The sequence below is a fragment of the Neptunomonas sp. ABH4_499 genome (genome assembly GCF_056160565.1).
This window is the reverse complement of sequence record NZ_JBSWXK010000014.1, coordinates 91,485-108,012: the sequence shown is the minus strand read 5'-3', so window position 1 is coordinate 108,012 and position 16,528 is coordinate 91,485. Positions and strand designations below refer to the sequence as shown.

13 protein-coding genes are annotated in these 16,528 nt (G+C 51.8%); all 13 read right to left on the bottom strand.

What is annotated here, in order from left to right; all coding sequences use genetic code 11:
- Positions 1-257: 257 nt before the first annotated feature.
- The 13 genes from ACXAF9_RS14630 to ACXAF9_RS14570 all read right to left on the bottom strand — a co-directional run bounded on the left by ACXAF9_RS14630 (position 258) and on the right by ACXAF9_RS14570 (position 16,521).
- Entirely contained in the window at positions 258-767 is a 510-nt protein-coding gene (locus ACXAF9_RS14630) for an ankyrin repeat domain-containing protein (RefSeq protein WP_475075429.1), read from the bottom strand.
- 1 nt (position 768) lies between these two features.
- The gene (locus ACXAF9_RS14625) at positions 769-1,203 is read right to left on the bottom strand and encodes a hypothetical protein (RefSeq protein WP_475075428.1); all 435 of its coding nucleotides are present in this window, start codon (positions 1,201-1,203) and stop codon (positions 769-771) included.
- A gap of 175 nt (positions 1,204-1,378) precedes the next feature.
- A complete protein-coding gene (locus ACXAF9_RS14620) occupies positions 1,379-2,662 on the bottom strand; it encodes a TRAP transporter large permease (RefSeq protein ID WP_475075427.1) in 1,284 nt (427 codons plus the stop codon).
- Positions 2,659-3,264: a TRAP transporter small permease gene (locus ACXAF9_RS14615; protein WP_475075426.1), complete on the bottom strand. Its 606-nt coding sequence runs from the start codon at positions 3,262-3,264 to the stop codon at positions 2,659-2,661. Before ACXAF9_RS14615 ends, ACXAF9_RS14620 begins: the two co-directional genes overlap by 4 nt.
- Positions 3,265-3,279: 15 nt before the next feature.
- Complete coding sequence (locus ACXAF9_RS14610) at positions 3,280-4,287, bottom strand: TRAP transporter substrate-binding protein (RefSeq protein WP_475075425.1); 1,008 nt, start codon at positions 4,285-4,287, stop codon at positions 3,280-3,282.
- Positions 4,288-4,681: 394 nt separating this feature from the next.
- Entirely contained in the window at positions 4,682-5,899 is a 1,218-nt protein-coding gene (gene choV, locus ACXAF9_RS14605; protein ID WP_475075424.1) for a choline ABC transporter ATP-binding protein, read from the bottom strand.
- Between the two features lie 2 nt (positions 5,900-5,901).
- Positions 5,902-6,747: a choline ABC transporter permease subunit gene (choW, locus tag ACXAF9_RS14600; protein WP_475075423.1), complete on the bottom strand. Its 846-nt coding sequence runs from the start codon at positions 6,745-6,747 to the stop codon at positions 5,902-5,904.
- A gap of 13 nt (positions 6,748-6,760) precedes the next feature.
- Positions 6,761-7,726, bottom strand: coding sequence for a choline ABC transporter substrate-binding protein (locus ACXAF9_RS14595; protein WP_475075422.1), 966 nt, complete (start codon positions 7,724-7,726; stop codon positions 6,761-6,763).
- A 55-nt stretch (positions 7,727-7,781) separates the two neighbouring features.
- On the bottom strand, positions 7,782-9,473 hold the full coding sequence (gene betA / locus ACXAF9_RS14590) for a choline dehydrogenase (RefSeq protein ID WP_475075421.1): 1,692 nt from the start codon (positions 9,471-9,473) through the stop codon (positions 7,782-7,784).
- A gap of 23 nt (positions 9,474-9,496) precedes the next feature.
- Positions 9,497-10,957 (bottom strand): betaine-aldehyde dehydrogenase, encoded by a 1,461-nt coding sequence (betB, locus tag ACXAF9_RS14585; protein WP_475075420.1) that lies wholly within the window; start codon positions 10,955-10,957, stop codon positions 9,497-9,499.
- Between the two features lie 17 nt (positions 10,958-10,974).
- On the bottom strand, positions 10,975-11,577 hold the full coding sequence (gene betI, locus ACXAF9_RS14580) for a transcriptional regulator BetI (RefSeq protein ID WP_475075419.1): 603 nt from the start codon (positions 11,575-11,577) through the stop codon (positions 10,975-10,977).
- 314 nt (positions 11,578-11,891) lie between these two features.
- Positions 11,892-13,379 (bottom strand): efflux transporter outer membrane subunit, encoded by a 1,488-nt coding sequence (locus ACXAF9_RS14575; protein ID WP_475075418.1) that lies wholly within the window; start codon positions 13,377-13,379, stop codon positions 11,892-11,894.
- Between the two features lie 13 nt (positions 13,380-13,392).
- Positions 13,393-16,521 carry an efflux RND transporter permease subunit gene (locus ACXAF9_RS14570; RefSeq protein WP_475075417.1) on the bottom strand — a complete coding sequence of 1,043 codons (3,129 nt, stop codon included), beginning with the start codon at positions 16,519-16,521 and terminating at the stop codon, positions 13,393-13,395.
- Positions 16,522-16,528: the final 7 nt, after the last annotated feature.

Sequence of the window (16,528 nt, the reverse complement as noted above, 5' to 3'; positions counted from 1 at the left end):
TTCTGCAACTATTTGGGCCCTGAAGGGCAAAAAAAGCGGGTTTTCCATATTCGAACCGCATTATAAACCACTATAAATCATACGGTTACGTATTTTTCAGGCCCGACTAAATAACAGATCACTTTTAGATGAGAACAGCGGGCGCACTGTCCGCTTCAGACATCAAGGGTGCAAAACTCTGTTTAGGTATAATTTCAGATAAGCACACTATCATTTGACAACAAAACATTTTGAGCAAACATGCATTCCGTGGAGCTTTATTCACTTATCCTCTTATCTCGCTCTTTCAAATATATCTCTTGGGCAAGAGAAATAAAACGATCTTTAGCCTCCCTAAAAAGAGGATCTCCATCATCCTTAGCTACTAGCAGTGCAACATAGAAAATGTTATTACCTACATCATCTTGTATATAAGGGTCAGCTCCTGCCTTATAAAGCAGCTTAACAGCTTCAACGTTATAACCGAAAGCGGCACCCAAAATAGGAGTTAACCCATTCTTCGCTTGCACATTGACATCTACCCCCTGTTCTAACAACCACTCAAGACAAGGCAAACTTGCCTCATCCAGCATCGCAAGATATACAGGTCGGTATCCATCTGCATCCGCAATTTCTAAGTTTCCACCTTTACTGTGCCAATCCTTTAAAGCACCAACATCGCACTCAGCAAGGTAGGAAGCAACTTCTTTAAATTCTGGCGACCAACCTTGAGCTACAGCAAAAAAAGGCTGAAACACCAGACTCAAAAAAACTAAAAACTTTTTCATTTTATAGCGCTTTAATCCGATCAGCGAGATTTTTAAAGTTACAACTTTTATTAGAAGCCAACATAATCAAAACACCAATGTAATCTTCATTAGATAACATATTACGTGCTTTACTTCCCCATTCAACTGAGCTTGAACGTGCGCACTCTCGTATATTCAACCTTAAAGTCAATATCACTAAACCATTCGCACTCTTCGAGTCGAGAACAGCAATCATTGGCCCTATAAGGGCACCGGATGCTTTTGATAGGGAGGCTTTTAACATTGGCCTACCTAAACGATTTTCTCTTGTGAGGAAAAAGCCATCTTGTTGAATTCCAAGAGATATTCCATGCTCAGCTTTAAGGTATTCGCATGTTAAGTTACCCGGAATATCACCTAATGACTCATTAAGAAACGCTTGAATTTCCTGATCTGTACAAACACTGGACGACATCCATATCTCCAAATATACACTTTAATTTTTTTCAAAATTACCAAAAAAAATCATATAAAACAAATAAATATAAACAGCATTAAAACTTACAGACGCATAAAAAATTGTAAAAAAAATCTTACACTGAAGTTGCGGGCTCATCGCCCGCTTCACACACTATGGAGTAAACAACTCTTTAAGGAAACGCCAAATCCCGAAGCGCAAGCGCGATGGAAGGGAAAAGCAGCACCAGCGCGGTTGCGAAGAGCAGTATTAAAATAAAAGGCGGTGTACCTTTGATGACCTGCCAGTAAGGCTGCTTGAAGATCGCCATGGCGGTGAAGATGTCGCAACCAAAAGGTGGCGTTGCGGAGCCAATCGCGACCTGCAAGGTGATCAATACACCGATCAACACAGGATCAATCCCCGCGGCATCGACCAAGGGTGCAAAGATCGGCACCAGCACCAAAATCACCACAATCGGGTCGACAAACATACAGCCAATGAAGAACGCGACGCAGATCGCAATCATCAGCATCATAGGACTTGCCTCAGCCAACCCTAAAGAACCGATGATGGTTTGCGGAATTTGCGCAAACGAGATAATCCACGAAAACGCAGCACCGGCGGCCACCAAGATGAAAACAACCGCTGTGATTAAGCCTGTGGACTTTGCGATATCAAACAGCGAGCGCCACGGCAGCGCTTTGAAGACCACAAACTCCAGAATAATCGCATAGAGCACACACGCTGCGGCCGCTTCTGTAGGGCTGAACACACCACCGTAAATGCCACCGACAATGATCACGGGAAAGCCCATCGGCCACAGCGCTTGGCGTACCGCACGAAGGCGATCCCCCCAGCTGGCTTTGGGCTCGGTCGGGACTTTGTGTTTGATCGCGTATATCACGCAGTAGGTCGCAAACAGCGCAAGGATCAACAACCCAGGTCCTATGCCTGCGATGAACAGCTCCGAGATGGAAGTGTTCGACACCACACCGTAGATGATCATCCCGATGCTTGGCGGGATCAAAAACGCAATGTCGCTGGCGTTGATGATCAAAGCCAACGAGAAGCTGTCCTTGTAGCCGGCCTTTAACATTTTGGGACGAAGCGGGGAGCCAACCGCCACCACGGTTGCTTGCGTTGAGCCTGACACTGCGCCAAATAAAGTACAGGCGGTCGCGGTGCTGATCGCAAGACCCCCTTTCACGTGACCGATGAAGCTCATGACCATCTCGATCAGGCGATCGGCCGAGTGACCCCGCGTCATGATCTCGGCGGCTAAGATAAACATAGGCACCGCAATCAAGGAGGCTGGGCGAATACCCACCATAAATTGCTGGATCATAAAATCCATTTGATCGAGCGAGCCAAACATCGCTAAGAAACCGATCAGAGCCCCAACCATCAGGGGGATCATCATCGGGAACCCCATTAGCAATAGCACGATCATGGCGATGAACATCCACGCCATCATAGAGCACCGTCCTTAGCGACACTCTGGCGCGCTTCTTTGACTTCTGTGGATAAGTACACATCCGAATGCGTGAGGTTCTGCCATGCGGTTAAGAGGTACTGGATGGCGGTGATCCCAAGGCCAATCGGCACCCACAGATAGATCCAATACACGGGGATCTGCAACGAGGGCAGAACCCGACCGGAGTCCACCAGCGAGAGCACATAGCGCACCGAAAAATAAGCCAGACCACCCATCACGATGGCCGTTACAAGGCAGATCAACACCATCACGGTTTTACGCACAGGCTTTGGGCAGGCATCGGTGAGGGCGCTCATGCGGATGTGGCGTCCATGTCGCGCGGCATAACCGACACCGGCGAATGTGATGAGCACAATCAGGATGCGATTGACCTCTTCGGTAAAAAACAAACTGTGCTGAAACACAAAACGCCCCACCACGTTGGCCACGGTATTCGTAGCCATCGCCAAGACCGCGATGGCCAAAACGGCCGCTTCAAAACGGCTGATCCATGTATCGAGCGTACCTAAAGGCCCCGGCAAAGCCGAGGCGTAGACCGCTGGGGACTCAGCGGCCTGAATCGACGATGCGTCGTTGGACATTCATCGACCCTCGCTTTACTGCTTCACGGCATCAAGGTCAGCTTTAAACTGATCCAACAAGGCTTGGCCTTGGTCACCGGTCATCTCAATGAACTTCGCCTCAACGTCTTTGGCGGCATCACGAAACGCTTGGCGCTCGGACTCACTCAGATGGTTCACCGTAATCGAGGGTTTATTCTCTTGAATGGTCGCAAGGGATTTATCACCCAAGCCTTTTTGATAGGCGATGATCTGATCAAACGCCGCGTCCATACCTTTTTCAATCAAGGCCTGATCGGCTTCTGGCAAACCATCAAAGAACGCCTTATTCGCCATCACCGCGGTGGTGAAGTTGTTGTGACCGGTAAAGGTGATTACATCTGTCACTTCGTACATCTTGGCGGACTCCACCCAAAAGAGTGGGTTTTCCTGACCTTGGATGATGTTGGTTTGTAAGCCACCGTACACCTCGCCCCACGGCAGTGGTGTTGGTGTTGCACCAAAGGCTTTGTACGACTCCACCAACAGAGGGTTCGTCATTACACGGACTTTAACACCCGCCAGCTCTTTTGGGCTTTTGAACGGCTCTTTGGTGGTGATCACCACTTCCCCTTCAGGGAACATGGTCAGTAACTCCAAACCTTGTTCAGCATAGAGTTTGGGAAAGGTTTCGTTGATCGCTTTACTGGTGCGGAAAAACTCCGCCAGTTGATCTTCATTTTCAGGCAGCAGGTAGGGGATAAAAAACACCTGCGCTTCAGGGATCAATGCGCCCGTAAACCCAGGGGATTGATCAACAAACTGCAAGATACCCGCTTGCGCTTGCTCCATGATGTCTGCTGATTCACCCAGTGTTCCGTACGGAAACAGCTGAAGCGTGTGATCGGAATTCTCTTCGATGTATTTCTTAAACGCTTGTGCGTATACGCCTTGCACATCCGTCATTGATTCTTCAAATGCGTAACGCCATGTGTCGGCCATGGCCGCTGAACTGGTTACGGTAAGTGCGCATGCAGCAAACGCCGCCTTAAGATTGAATGACATGTACCCTCCACGACTGTTTCATTCACAGACTGCTCTGCGTCATCAACTTCCATCAATGACCACTAACAGGCAGATCTTTATTTAGAATATCTAATTATTAGATTTCAAATCAAATAGAACACATTACTGAAGAAATGTTCAAAATTTCGGATGAAAAGCAAAATTAAATGCCTTTTAACGTTATCTATCGTCGAACAGCGCAGATCAGGCCAACCGTCATACCGGAAAATTATTTCATTAAATGAACAAAATAATGACAAGCGCCGAGAAAACCACTGAGCAAAGGGTAATGAGCAAAAGATAACCGCAGAGGAATAGCGAGAGGGATAACGAACAGCAGAGGAGAGGAATGGAAAAGAGAGACGCACCTACCTAAGAAGGCAGGTGCGATCGGTTAGGCCGACAAAGAGGTATCTTCAACGACCGGAGCATCAAAATGCTTGCCTAATAAGGCGTGGTAAAAATCATTGTCGGCCAACAAGCCAGACCACTTACCGTGCTCTTCCAAAATGACCGGAAGACCCGTGCGGTAGCGAAGCTCCATCGCACTTCGCATCGTAACCGATGGGTCAGTGACGACAAGCTGACCTTCGCTGACGCGCTCGTAGTCGTCACCTTCAGTCCATTCAACGCGAGTGACCGGTTTGCCCATTTGGGTAACATCCCCCAAAGTGCCATCGGCCATTTGAGTGGTCGTTACGCCTTTATTGGCATCCAAGACGATCTCGCCGCCACGCACGGGCAACTGATCCGCCGTGGTCATCAAAGCGCGACCCGTTAATACATTGAGAGGGTTTGTGTGCGCCACAAAGTCCTGAACGTACTGATTGCTTGGGTTGAGCACGATCTGCTCGGGAGGCCCATGCTGGATGATCTTCGCCGATTCCATAATCGCGATGTTAGTGCCAATCTTAAGCGCCTCATCCAAATCGTGACTTACGAATAGGATGGTGGTTTTTAAACGCTTTTGCAGCTCCAGAAGTTCATCTTGCAACTGGGCGCGGATCAGTGGATCAAGCGCCGAGAACGGCTCATCCATCAGAAGGATATCCGTATCCATCGCAAAGGCGCGGGCAAGACCAACACGCTGCTGCATACCGCCAGACAGCTCGTGTGGGAATTTATCCTTCCACTCGGCCAGACCAACCATTTCGATCTTTTCGAGCGCTTTTTTACGACGCTCCGCTTTCGAGACGTTTTGCATCTCAAGACCAAACGCCACGTTATCCAGCACCGTTAACCATGGCATCAAGGCAAACTTCTGAAACACCATGGAAACACGCTTACTGCGAAGATGGCGCAACGTGGATGCATCGCACTCGGCCAGATTGACCATGCGATCCCCGTCGCGGATCTCCAGCTTACCGCGGCTGACCTGGTTAAGCCCATTCACAGCGCGCAGCAAACTGGATTTACCGGAGCCCGAAAGCCCCATCAGCACGCAGATTTCCCCTTCACGAACCTGCAAGCTGGCATCCTGAACACCGACCACATCACCGGTCAGCTCCAGAATCTCATCACGGGTTTTGCCCTGATCCACCAGATCCAGTGTGGCCTTTTGTTGACGACCAAACACAACATCCAGTTCTTCTATATTAACGACGACACTCATGGTTATCCCTCCTGCTTGGCGCCAGGCGCTTTACACAAACGATCCAGAATGATCGCCACCAGTACGATCGCAAGACCCGCTTCAAAACCTTGCGAGATGTTCACCGTGTTCAAGGCACGGATAACCGGCTTACCGAGGCCATCAGCACCGACCAGCGCTGCGATCACCACCATCGACAACGACAGCATGATGCACTGGGTAATGCCTGCCATGATGCTTGGCATCGCCGCCGGAATCTCGACTTTAAAGAGCAGCTTCGATGGGCTAGCGCCAAAGGCTTTGCCCGCCTCGACCAGCTCTTCAGGTACTTTGCTGATCCCCAAGTAGGTGAGGCGAATTGGGGCTGCGATGGCGAAGATGATCGTCGAGATCAAGCCCGGCACCACACCCAAGCCAAACAACACCAAGGTTGGGATCAGGTAAACAAAGGTGGGGATGGTTTGCATCAAATCCAAAATGGGTCTGAGCACCGTGTACAACCAAGGGCGGTGTGCGGCAAGAATCCCCACCGGCACACCGATCAGAATCGACAGAGCGGTCGCCGTGAGCACCAGCACCAGTGTTTCCAGCATCTCTGTCCAATAGCCTAGGTTCAAAATCAACAGCAAGGCCGCTACAACGAACACCACCAGTCCGACACTGCGATGCAGTGCGTAGGCGATGCCAGCCACCAATGCCATCAGAACCCCAGGCGGACACCACTGGAAAAGATCCACCAGCGCCGTGATTAGCCACTCAAGCGAAATTGAGATGGTGTCGAAAAAACCCGCTGCGTTAATGGTCAGCCAGTCTACGAACTGCTCCATCCAATCGCCTAATGGCAATTTATGCTCTGTTAACCACTCCATAGAATCCCCCGTATTACTGCTTCAGGTAGGCTTGAACGGCGTCAAGACCGGTCTTGCCATCCAGCGTTGTTACGCCGTCTAACCAACCATTAAGAACGTCTGGGTTGGTTTGCAACCAAGCTTTAGCGGCTGCGGCTGGCTTTTCGTTGTCGTTCAGGATGCTGCCCATCACTTCGTTTTCCATCGCCAGCGAGAACTCAAGGTTGCTCAGCAGTTTGCCAACGTTCGGGCAAGCTTCTGTGTAGCCTTTACGGACGTTGGTGTACACAGTCGCACCACCGTAGTTCGGGCCGAAGTAATCATCGCCACCATCCAGGTATTTCAGATCAAAGTTGGCGTTCATTGGGTGTGGTTCCCAACCTAGGAAGACAACCCACTGGTTACGACGCACAGAGCGGCTTACTTGGGAGATCATGCCCGCTTCACTGGACTCAACCAGGTTGAAGTCCTTCATACCGAACGCGTCTTTATCGATCATGTCTTGGATCAGACGGTTACCGTCGTTACCTGGCTCAATGCCGTAGATGCGGCCGTTCAGCTCGTCAGAATATTTTGCGATATCCGCAAACGTTTTCAGGCCACCTTCGTAAGCGTACGTCGGTACGGCTAAGGTGTATTTTGCACCTTCAAGGTTCGCACGCAGGGTTTCTACTGTGCCGTTTTCACGGTACTTGGCGATGTCGCCTTCCATGGTTGGCATCCAGTTACCTAGGAAGACATCGATGTCACCGTTGGCCATTGAACTGTAGGTGACAGGCACCGACAGCAGCTGGGTTTTGGGCGTGTAACCCAACCCTTTCAGGACCTCACTGGTGATCGCAGTTGTGGCGGTAATGTCTGTCCAGCCCACATCGGAAAAACGCACTGTGGCACACTCATTTGCCAGCACGGTCGCGGAGCTAAAGGAAGCGCCCAGGACTAAGCCAGCAGCCAGTTTTGTAACAACAGGTTTGACGTTAAAACGGGGTGTAGCGATCATGTTTAATTCCTTATTTGAGTCATTACTTCAGCACTCATCCAAGTGCACGATTGGGTTACACCTTCGCCGGACGAACCGGGTCAGATAGTCGTTGCTGGGTTTCCCAGTTAGGGGCCAGCCACACCTGTGCTGCATCCGCAGGCAGAGGCGTTTGTCCAAGAATCAGATCGGCGGCTTTTTCAGCCACCATGATCGTTGGCGCATTTAAGTTACCGTTGGTGATCGTCGGGAAGATCGACGAATCCACCACACGCAGCTGCTTAAGACCGATCACCTGACAGGCGTTATTCACCACCGCCATAGGATCGGTTTCTTGGCCCATCTTGCAGCTGCACGATGGGTGATAGGCGCTTTCTACATTGGCTTTTACCCAAGCATCGATCTGCTCATCAGTTTGCACGGCGCTGCCAGGCTGAATCTCCTCTTCACGGAACGGATCCAGTGACGGCTGATTTAATAGCTCTCGGGTCAGTCGGATCGTATCGCGCCAATCTTGAACATCTTGCTCGGTGGAGATGTAATTAAATTTAATTTCTGGCGCGTCGTGCGGATTGGCCGTTCTCACATGCACATAACCACGGCTGCTTGGCTTGTTTGGCCCCACATGGACTTGGAAACCGTGCCCTTCAAAGGCCGCCTTACCGTCGTAACGCATCGCCGCAGGCAGGAAGTGATACTGAATGTTGGGCCATTTAAGACCAGCGCGTGAGCGAATAAACCCACAAGATTCAAAGTGGTTGGTCGCACCAAGACCATCTTTAAACAGCAACCAGCGCGCACCGATCATCCCTTTGCTGATCAAATCCAACTTACCGTTCAAGGTGATGGGTGGCTTGCAGCGGTATTGGAAGTAGACCTCTAGGTGGTCCTGCAGGTTTTCACCGACACCCGGCAGGGCATGCGTCAGCGGGATGCCTGCTTTTTCTAGCACCTCTGGGTTGCCCACACCGGACAGTTCCAGAAGGTGAGGGGAGCCAATCGAGCCTGCCGATAGGATCACCTCTTTGCTGGCCGTCACTTGGCGTACGTGGCCTTTTTGTTCGATCTCGACACCGGTCGCCACGCCGTTTTCGATCAGGGCTTTGCGTGTGATAACACCCGTCCACACCGATAAGTTGCTTCGCTTCAATGCACGGCTTAAGTACGCATGACTGGTCGAGGCTCTCACCCCTTTATCCACCGTCATGTGCATTGGGCCAAAGCCCTCTTGCTGATAACCGTTGTAATCTTTGGTTTCTGGATAACCGGCCTCTTTACCGGCATCAATGAAGGCACGGTACAAGGGGTTCAAGGTCATACCGTTGCCATCGCAGGTCGCAAGTGGCCCCGTCTCGCCGCGGTAATCATCTTCACCCTCTTGCCAGGTTTCGGCCTTTTTGAAGTAGGGCAGACAAGCGCCGTAGCTCCAGTCGGTCGCGCCATGCTCGACCCACTCCTCGAAATCGCAAGCATGACCACGAACGTACACCATGCCATTGATCGAGGAACCACCGCCAAGCACCTTACCGCGCGGGCAGTGCAGACGACGTCCGTCCAGCCCCTCTTCGGCTTCGGATTCAAACTGCCATGCAAACTTGGGCATGCTCATAGGATAAGAGAGTGCGGTCGGCATTTTGATCAAGATGTTCTTGTCACTGCCACCGGCTTCCAGCAGTAAGACCGAATGCTGGCCGCTTTCGGTGAGGCGGTCAGCCAGTACGCAACCCGCCGATCCTGCGCCTACGATGATGTAATCGAACTGTGTCATGGCGTTACTCCTTAAACCGTGGCTTATGCGTATGGGCTTTCCAGATCACCCAGCTCAACCAACACACTCTTGGTTTGGGTGTAGTGTTTCAGCGTTTGCACGCCATTCTCACGACCGATGCCCGATTGCTTGTAGCCGCCAACCGGCATTTCGGCAGGCGATCCGCCCCAGGTGTTGATCCAGCAAATACCCGCTTCCAACGCCGCAATCACGCGGTGTGCTCGGGACAGATCTTTCGTGAAGACGCCAGCGGCTAGGCCGTATTCTGTGTCGTTTGCTTTTGCGATGACCTCGGCTTCGTCCTCAAAGCGGATTACGGACATCACAGGGCCAAAGATCTCATCTTTGACGTTTGGCATATCGGCTGTGCAATCCGCAAAGACGGTTGGTTTTACAAACGCACCTTTTGCCAGATCGCCTTCGGTCGCTCGCTCGCCGCCGCACACCAGACGCGCACCTGCCGCTTTACCGGCATCGATGTAGCCCATCACTTTTTCGAGGTGTTTTTCGGAAATCAGCGCACCGATTTGCGTTTCTGGATTCATCGGATCACCAATGATCAGCTTTTCGGTACGCTCTTTGAGTTGTTCAAGGAAGGCATCGTAAATAGATGCATGTACAAACACGCGTGTGCCGTTGGTGCACACTTCGCCTTGGGTGTAGAAGTTGGCGATCATGGCACCGGATACAGCGTTGTAGAGGTCCGCATCGTCAAACACAACCAGAGGCGACTTACCGCCAAGCTCCATCGTGACCTCTTTGAGGCTAGCAGCCGAGGCCGCCATCACTTTTTTACCGGTGCCACACTCGCCTGTGAACGAGACTTTGGCGATATCTGGGTGACCGGTCAGCATCTGACCTACACGCGCATCACCTTGTACCACATTGAAAAGACCGGCTGGCAGACCCGCTTCGGTCAGAATCTCGGCTAAACGCAGCGCCGTCAGCGGAGTCTCTTCCGAAGGCTTAAAGACCATGGCGTTACCGGCTGCCAAGCAAGGCGCCAGCTTCCACATCGCGATTTGTACTGGGTAGTTCCACGCACCGATGCCCGCGCAAACACCTAGGGCTTCAGGGCGGGTATAGAAAAAGCTGCCGTTGCCCAAATCTTGATATTCGCCCTGCAACGAGGCCACTAAACCTGCGAAGTATTCGATGACATCCGCACCGGTTTGAATATCCACACACTCAGCTTCTTGCCAAGGCTTACCGGTGTCTTGTACTTCCAAACGCGCCAGCTCATCGTTGTGTTCACGGATAAACAGCGCCGCTTTGTTCAAAATACGGCCACGCTCAGCGCCGCTAAGGGCCGCCCACTCTTTTTGCGCAGCAGAAGCCGCCGCGACAGCCGCATCAACGTCGGCTTGTGAGGCTTGCTGTACTTCGGCCAACACCTCGCCGGTGGCGGGGTTAGTCGTTGTAAACACTTCACCGGAGGTGGCTTCTTGGAATTGACCGTTGATGTAAAGCGTTTGCTGTTTCATGTTGAGCTATCTCTCCGTTACGCCGACATCTGTGTGGCGTGTGACAATTGCAGTGTCAGGTAATCCATAATGCGCTCTTGAGCGAGGGGCGCATTGACCCCTTCTGGCTGCAGAGCGCCTCGTAACCAAAACCCATCGATCAGCGCTGCGACGGTTAACGACACAGCGACCGCTTCATCGCGGGGTAAAATCTTTTTCAGTTCAATGCGCAAACTCGTTAAGAGGCGCTTCTCGTTGACCCGCTGTAAACGAAACAGCGCGGGGTGGTGCATCGCTTGCGCCCAAAACGCCAACCAGGTCTTAGCGACCTTGCCTTGGGTTTGCTCTTTATCAAAGTTGGCCGAGACAATCGCCTCTAAACGCCCGAACACATTATCAGCCGGGACCGCATCGACACGCTGGCGCACCAAAAGGAAGAGGTCGCGCAATACTTTGCGCATCGTGGCTTCAAGCAACCCGTCTTTACCACCAAAGTAATGATTGATGATTCCGGGCGAGACTTCTGCGGCGCGACCGATCAAGGCAACACTGGCGCCTTGCATCCCCACCTGATCAATCACCTCCATTGTGGCGTTGATCAATTGTGGGCGTCGTATTTCCGCCATTCCGACTTTTGGCATGAAACCCGCTTCCTTTTTTGATTGAACGTTTAATAAAAAATAAACGTCTCAATAATTATGTCAACCTTCAAAATAAAAAACAGATCAAATTTGACATCAAAGCATCGAAATGCGACATCATTATTAATTTATGATGATATAAAACGCTTTTTTGAGGATTTTTTCTCATATTCTTAGAGAAAGAATATTTCGAATCTTTAACTGTTATAGCTGTAACCGATTGCTCTGTTTGAGGGCATAACCTGTTCCCAATCGACCCAACAGGCACAAAAAAACCCCGCAAAGCGGGGTTTTTGGTAACACAGAATCAGCGGTTACTGAGCGTTATCGACAGGTGCTAGCCCTGTGCTGTCCTCATCTGCCTTAGCATCGACCGTTTCGCCTTCTGGGTAGTAGCCGGTGTCCAGCTGTCCCATTCCGGTTTCTACCGTGTCGTACCAACCGCCGCCTAAGGCTTCGTATAAGTCCACTTTAGACTGCATGTATGACAGTCGTGCACTCACTTCGGATTGACGACTGGTGACCAGGCTGCTTTGCGCATCCAAACGCGTCAACATGTCATCCAGACCGTTTTGGTAACGAAGGTCCGCTAACTCAAAGTACTTCTGATACGCCGCCATCGCTTCGCCTTGGCGGCTTAGCTCTTCACGGTAACCGTTGATTGAGGTCAGCGCATCGGCCACATCCGTAAATGCAGATTGTACCGCTTGCTGATATTCCGCTACCGCGATCTGCTGATCGATCTCGGCCACATCCACCGCACGCTTAAGCGCACCAGCATGGAAGATCGGGATCGAAATCGTTGGTACGAAGCTCCAGGTGCGTGTGCCTGAATCAAACAAGTTATTCAGTTCCGAGCTGGCCGAGCCTGTGGATGCCGTCAAAGAGATGGTTGGGAACATCGCCGCTTTCGCCGCACCAATGTTGGCATTGGCTGCGCGCAACGAGTGCTCCGCTGCTAACAGATCTGGACGCTGGTTCAACAGCTCCGATGGCAGCCCTGCACGAATCGTTTCGATATCAACGCTGGTCAACTTAGATGCCGGCTCAAAGTCCGCAGGCAGCGGCTGGCCAAGCAACTGAGTTAAAGCATGAAGGTCCTGCTCGACTAAGCGTCGGTATTGACTCACCGTAACTTGCATATCTTTGTAGCTGGCCAACGCTTGCGCTTGCTCTATGGACGATGCCACCCCTTGCTCGTAACGAAGATTCACCAAGCGGTTGTTATCTTCTTCGATTTTTAGGGTTTCTTCGGCCAATGACAGCTGCTCGCGATCCGCAACCCAGTTGAGGTACGCCGAGGCCACACTCGATACCAGCGACAGCTGTGTCGCACGTTGGGTTTGCGTTTGAGCCAAATAGGTTTCCAAGGCTTGGTCGTTTAGGCTGCGAACACGGCCAAACAGATCCAGCTCGTAACTGGCGATCCCCACGGAGGCGGAGTAAGACTCCGACACCGCTGATTGTCCATTACTGCTGCGCTGACGGGTACCGGTGACGGTACCGTCCAAGCTTGGAACAAGATCCGCACGCTGAATCTGATACTGAGCTTTGTAACGCTCTGCGTTCAGAATCGCGACTCTCAGGTCTTGGTTGCTTTCAAGGCTGAGTTCAATCAAACGCTGAAGAGCAGGGTCTTTGAAGACCTCGCGCCATCCCAGTGGGATAACGGCTTGCTCTTGCTGGTCATCCGGTGTCCAGCCATTAATTTCTTGTACGCCCGGTCGCTCGTAGGTCGGCGCCATCGTACAACCGGTCAGAGCGGCTGTGACCAGCACAGCCAATAGACTCTTTTTCATCATCCCTTCCTCTCCGTTACGCCTTGTGCGACTCGTTAGGTAAGGTTTTACCCGTCACTTTGTAACTGAGCTTCATGACCAACACATAGAACATGGGTACAAAGAAGATCGCCAAGAACGTCGCGGCAAACATACCACCAATAACCCCTGTACCGATAGCATTTCGGCTTGCGGCACCGGCACCGGAGCTGATGACCAGCGGGGTAACACCCAGCATAAAGGCCATCGAGGTCATGATGATTGGACGGATACGCATCCGCGCCGCTTCAACCGTTGCCTCGATTAACCCTTTGCCGGACTCAAATTGCGCTTTGGCAAATTCAACGATCAGAATCGCGTTTTTCGCCGACAAACCAATTGTGGTCAAAAGCCCCACTTGGAAGTACACATCGTTACCCAAGCCGCGCCCGTAGGTCGCCAGCAAGGCACCCAAGATACCCAAAGGCACTACCAGCATGACTGCAAACGGTACTGACCAGCTTTCGTACAACGCTGCAAGACACAGGAATACGATCAACAATGACAAGCCGTACAGTAAAGGCGCTTGTGAACCACTGGCACGTTCCTGATAGGAAAGACCCGTCCACTCCAAGCCAACGCCGTCTGGCAACTTCGCCACGATCTCTTCAATGGCTGTCATCGCATCTCCGGTGCTCAAGCCCGCCGCGGCCGAGCCTTGAACGTTCACAGAAGGAGAGCCGTTGTAACGCTCCAGACGTGGGGAGTCATAGCCCCAGTGCGATGTTGAGAACGCACTGAATGGGATCATCTCGCCATCACTGTTGCGAACAAACCACAGATCCATATCCGATGGCAGCATACGGTAAGGCGCATCACCCTGAACGTATACCTTTTTAACACGCCCTTCATCAATGAAGTCATTTACATAGCTGGCACCCCAAGCGGTGGTCAGCGTTGAATTCACATCACTGATGCTAAGGCCAAGCGCGCGAACTTTCTCGTAATCCACATCAATGTGGAATACCGCCACATCTTCCATACCGTTAGGACGCACACCGGTCAGACGCGGATCTTGCGCGGCCATACCCAACAGCTGGTTACGTGCGTTAACCAAGGCTTCGTGGCCTAAGTTATCGCGGTCGATCAACATCACATCGAAACCGGACGCGTTACCCAACGAAGGGATCGGTGGTAGGTTGATGGGGTAGATGGTCGCATCTTTAATCTGACTCAGTGCACCAAAGGCTTTACCAATGATGGAATCCACATCCTGACCGGGCCCTGTACGCTCTGACCAATCTTTCAGACGGATAAACGCCAAGCCCATGTTTTGACCAGAGCCTGCAAAGCTGAAGCCTGCGACAGTAAAGTACGACTCAACCTCAGGAACAGACGCGAAGTACTCCTCCATTTGCTCCATCACATCCAGCGTACGCTCTTGCGTTGATCCAGCTGGCAGCTGTACCAAGGTCATGAAGACACCTTGGTCTTCGTTCGGCAGGAACGAAGAGGGGATTTTGCCCCAGACAAACACCACACCGGCAATCATAACGGCATAGATGATCATCATACGAAACGGGCGCTTAACCGTGTGCGAAACACCGCCTTCGTACTTGTGCGTTAACTTTGTGAAAGTGCGGTTGAACCAGCCGAAAAAGCCTTTACGCTCGTGACTGTGTTGCGAAGCAGGCTTCAAGATAGTGGCACACAGCGCCGGAGACAGAATCAGCGCGACCAATACCGAAAGGGCCATCGCCGATACAATCGTGATCGAGAACTGACGATAGATCGCACCCACCGAGCCGCCAAAGAACGCCATCGGAACAAATACCGCCGACAGAACCAGCGCGATACCCACCAGGGCACCGGTGATCTCGCCCATCGATTTACGTGTAGCTTCGCGAGGGGGCAAGCCTTCCTCTTCCATCACACGCTCAACGTTCTCGACCACAACGATCGCATCATCCACCAAGAGACCGATCGCCAACACCAAACCGAACATGGTCAGGGTGTTGATACTGAAACCAAAGGCCGCCATAACTCCGAAGGTACCCAGCAGTACCACCGGAACCGCAATGGTCGGAATCAAGGTGGCCCTAAAGTTACCCAAGAACAGGAACATCACACAGAACACCAGCACGACCGCTTCGATCAGGGTGTGGACAACCTCTTCGATCGAGATACTGACAAACGGGGTGGTATCGTACGGATACACCACGGTCATCCCTTCTGGGAAGAAGGCTTGTAGCTCATCGACTTTAGCGCGTACCGCTTCAGCGGTGTCCAGTGCGTTAGCACCGGTGGCCAGCTGAATCGCCAGACCCGTTGCCGGGTTGCCGTTGTAGCGGCTCTCTGCGTTGTAGCTTTCGGCACCTAACTCGATGCGCGCAACATCTTTCAGACGGACTTGCGAGCCATCGGTGTTAACCGTTAATAGGATGTTTTCAAACTGCTCGACGTTCTCGAAGCGTGTTTGCGCCATGATGGTCGCATTCAGCTGCTGATTGCTCACCGCAGGCAAACCACCGAGCTGACCTACCGCAAGCTGAGTGTTCTGCGCAGAAACCGCATCGGTAACATCGACTGGGGTTAAACCATATGCGTTGAGCTTTTCAGGGTTCATCCATATACGCATGGCGTATTGCGCACCGAAGACACGGATATTACCCACACCGTTCACACGGGAAAGCGGGTCACGCAGGGTACTGTATGCATAGTCGGCCAAATCCGACTTGCTCATGGAGCCATCTTCGGACACCAAACCCACCACCATCAGAAACGATGAGCTGGACTTAGTAACGGTGATCCCTTGCTGTTGTACAGTTGTTGGTAGCGTCGATTCGGCCACCTGCAATTTGTTTTGCACCTGTACTTGGGCAATATCTGCGTCGGTTCCGGCTGCGAAGGTTAAAGTGATGCTCGCATTACCTTGGTTATCACTGTTGGATGACATGTACAGCAGGTTATCGAGACCGGTCATGCTTTGCTCGATGATCTGCGTCACGCTGTCTTCCACGGTTTTCGCAGAAGCCCCCGGATAGCTTGCACTGATCGAGATCGCAGGCGGTGCGATGGTTGGGTACTGCTGAATCGGCAGTGACACAATCGAGAGCACGCCAGCCAGCATGATCATGATCGAAATCACCCAGGCAAAAATCGGCCTGTCGATGAAAAATCTGGACATGAATGCG

Bases quoted from the DNA above. Each gene is read 5' to 3' on its own strand.
- ACXAF9_RS14595 (WP_475075422.1), bottom strand. From the start codon at position 7,726: ATGATCGCTACACCCCGTTTTAACGTCAAACCTGTTGTTACAAAACTG.
- ACXAF9_RS14615 (WP_475075426.1), bottom strand. From the start codon at position 3,264: ATGTCCAACGACGCATCGTCGATTCAGGCCGCTGAGTCCCCAGCGGTC.
- ACXAF9_RS14630 (WP_475075429.1), bottom strand. From the start codon at position 767: ATGAAAAAGTTTTTAGTTTTTTTGAGTCTGGTGTTTCAGCCTTTTTTT.
- betA (WP_475075421.1), bottom strand. From the start codon at position 9,473: ATGACACAGTTCGATTACATCATCGTAGGCGCAGGATCGGCGGGTTGC.
- betI (WP_475075419.1), bottom strand. From the start codon at position 11,577: ATGCCAAAAGTCGGAATGGCGGAAATACGACGCCCACAATTGATCAAC.
- ACXAF9_RS14610 (WP_475075425.1), bottom strand. From the start codon at position 4,287: ATGTCATTCAATCTTAAGGCGGCGTTTGCTGCATGCGCACTTACCGTA.
- ACXAF9_RS14570 (WP_475075417.1), bottom strand. From the start codon at position 16,521: ATGTCCAGATTTTTCATCGACAGGCCGATTTTTGCCTGGGTGATTTCG.
- choV (WP_475075424.1), bottom strand. From the start codon at position 5,899: ATGAGTGTCGTCGTTAATATAGAAGAACTGGATGTTGTGTTTGGTCGT.
- ACXAF9_RS14625 (WP_475075428.1), bottom strand. From the start codon at position 1,203: ATGTCGTCCAGTGTTTGTACAGATCAGGAAATTCAAGCGTTTCTTAAT.
- ACXAF9_RS14575 (WP_475075418.1), bottom strand. From the start codon at position 13,379: ATGATGAAAAAGAGTCTATTGGCTGTGCTGGTCACAGCCGCTCTGACC.
- choW (WP_475075423.1), bottom strand. From the start codon at position 6,747: ATGGAGTGGTTAACAGAGCATAAATTGCCATTAGGCGATTGGATGGAG.
- ACXAF9_RS14620 (WP_475075427.1), bottom strand. From the start codon at position 2,662: ATGATGGCGTGGATGTTCATCGCCATGATCGTGCTATTGCTAATGGGG.
- betB (WP_475075420.1), bottom strand. From the start codon at position 10,957: ATGAAACAGCAAACGCTTTACATCAACGGTCAATTCCAAGAAGCCACC.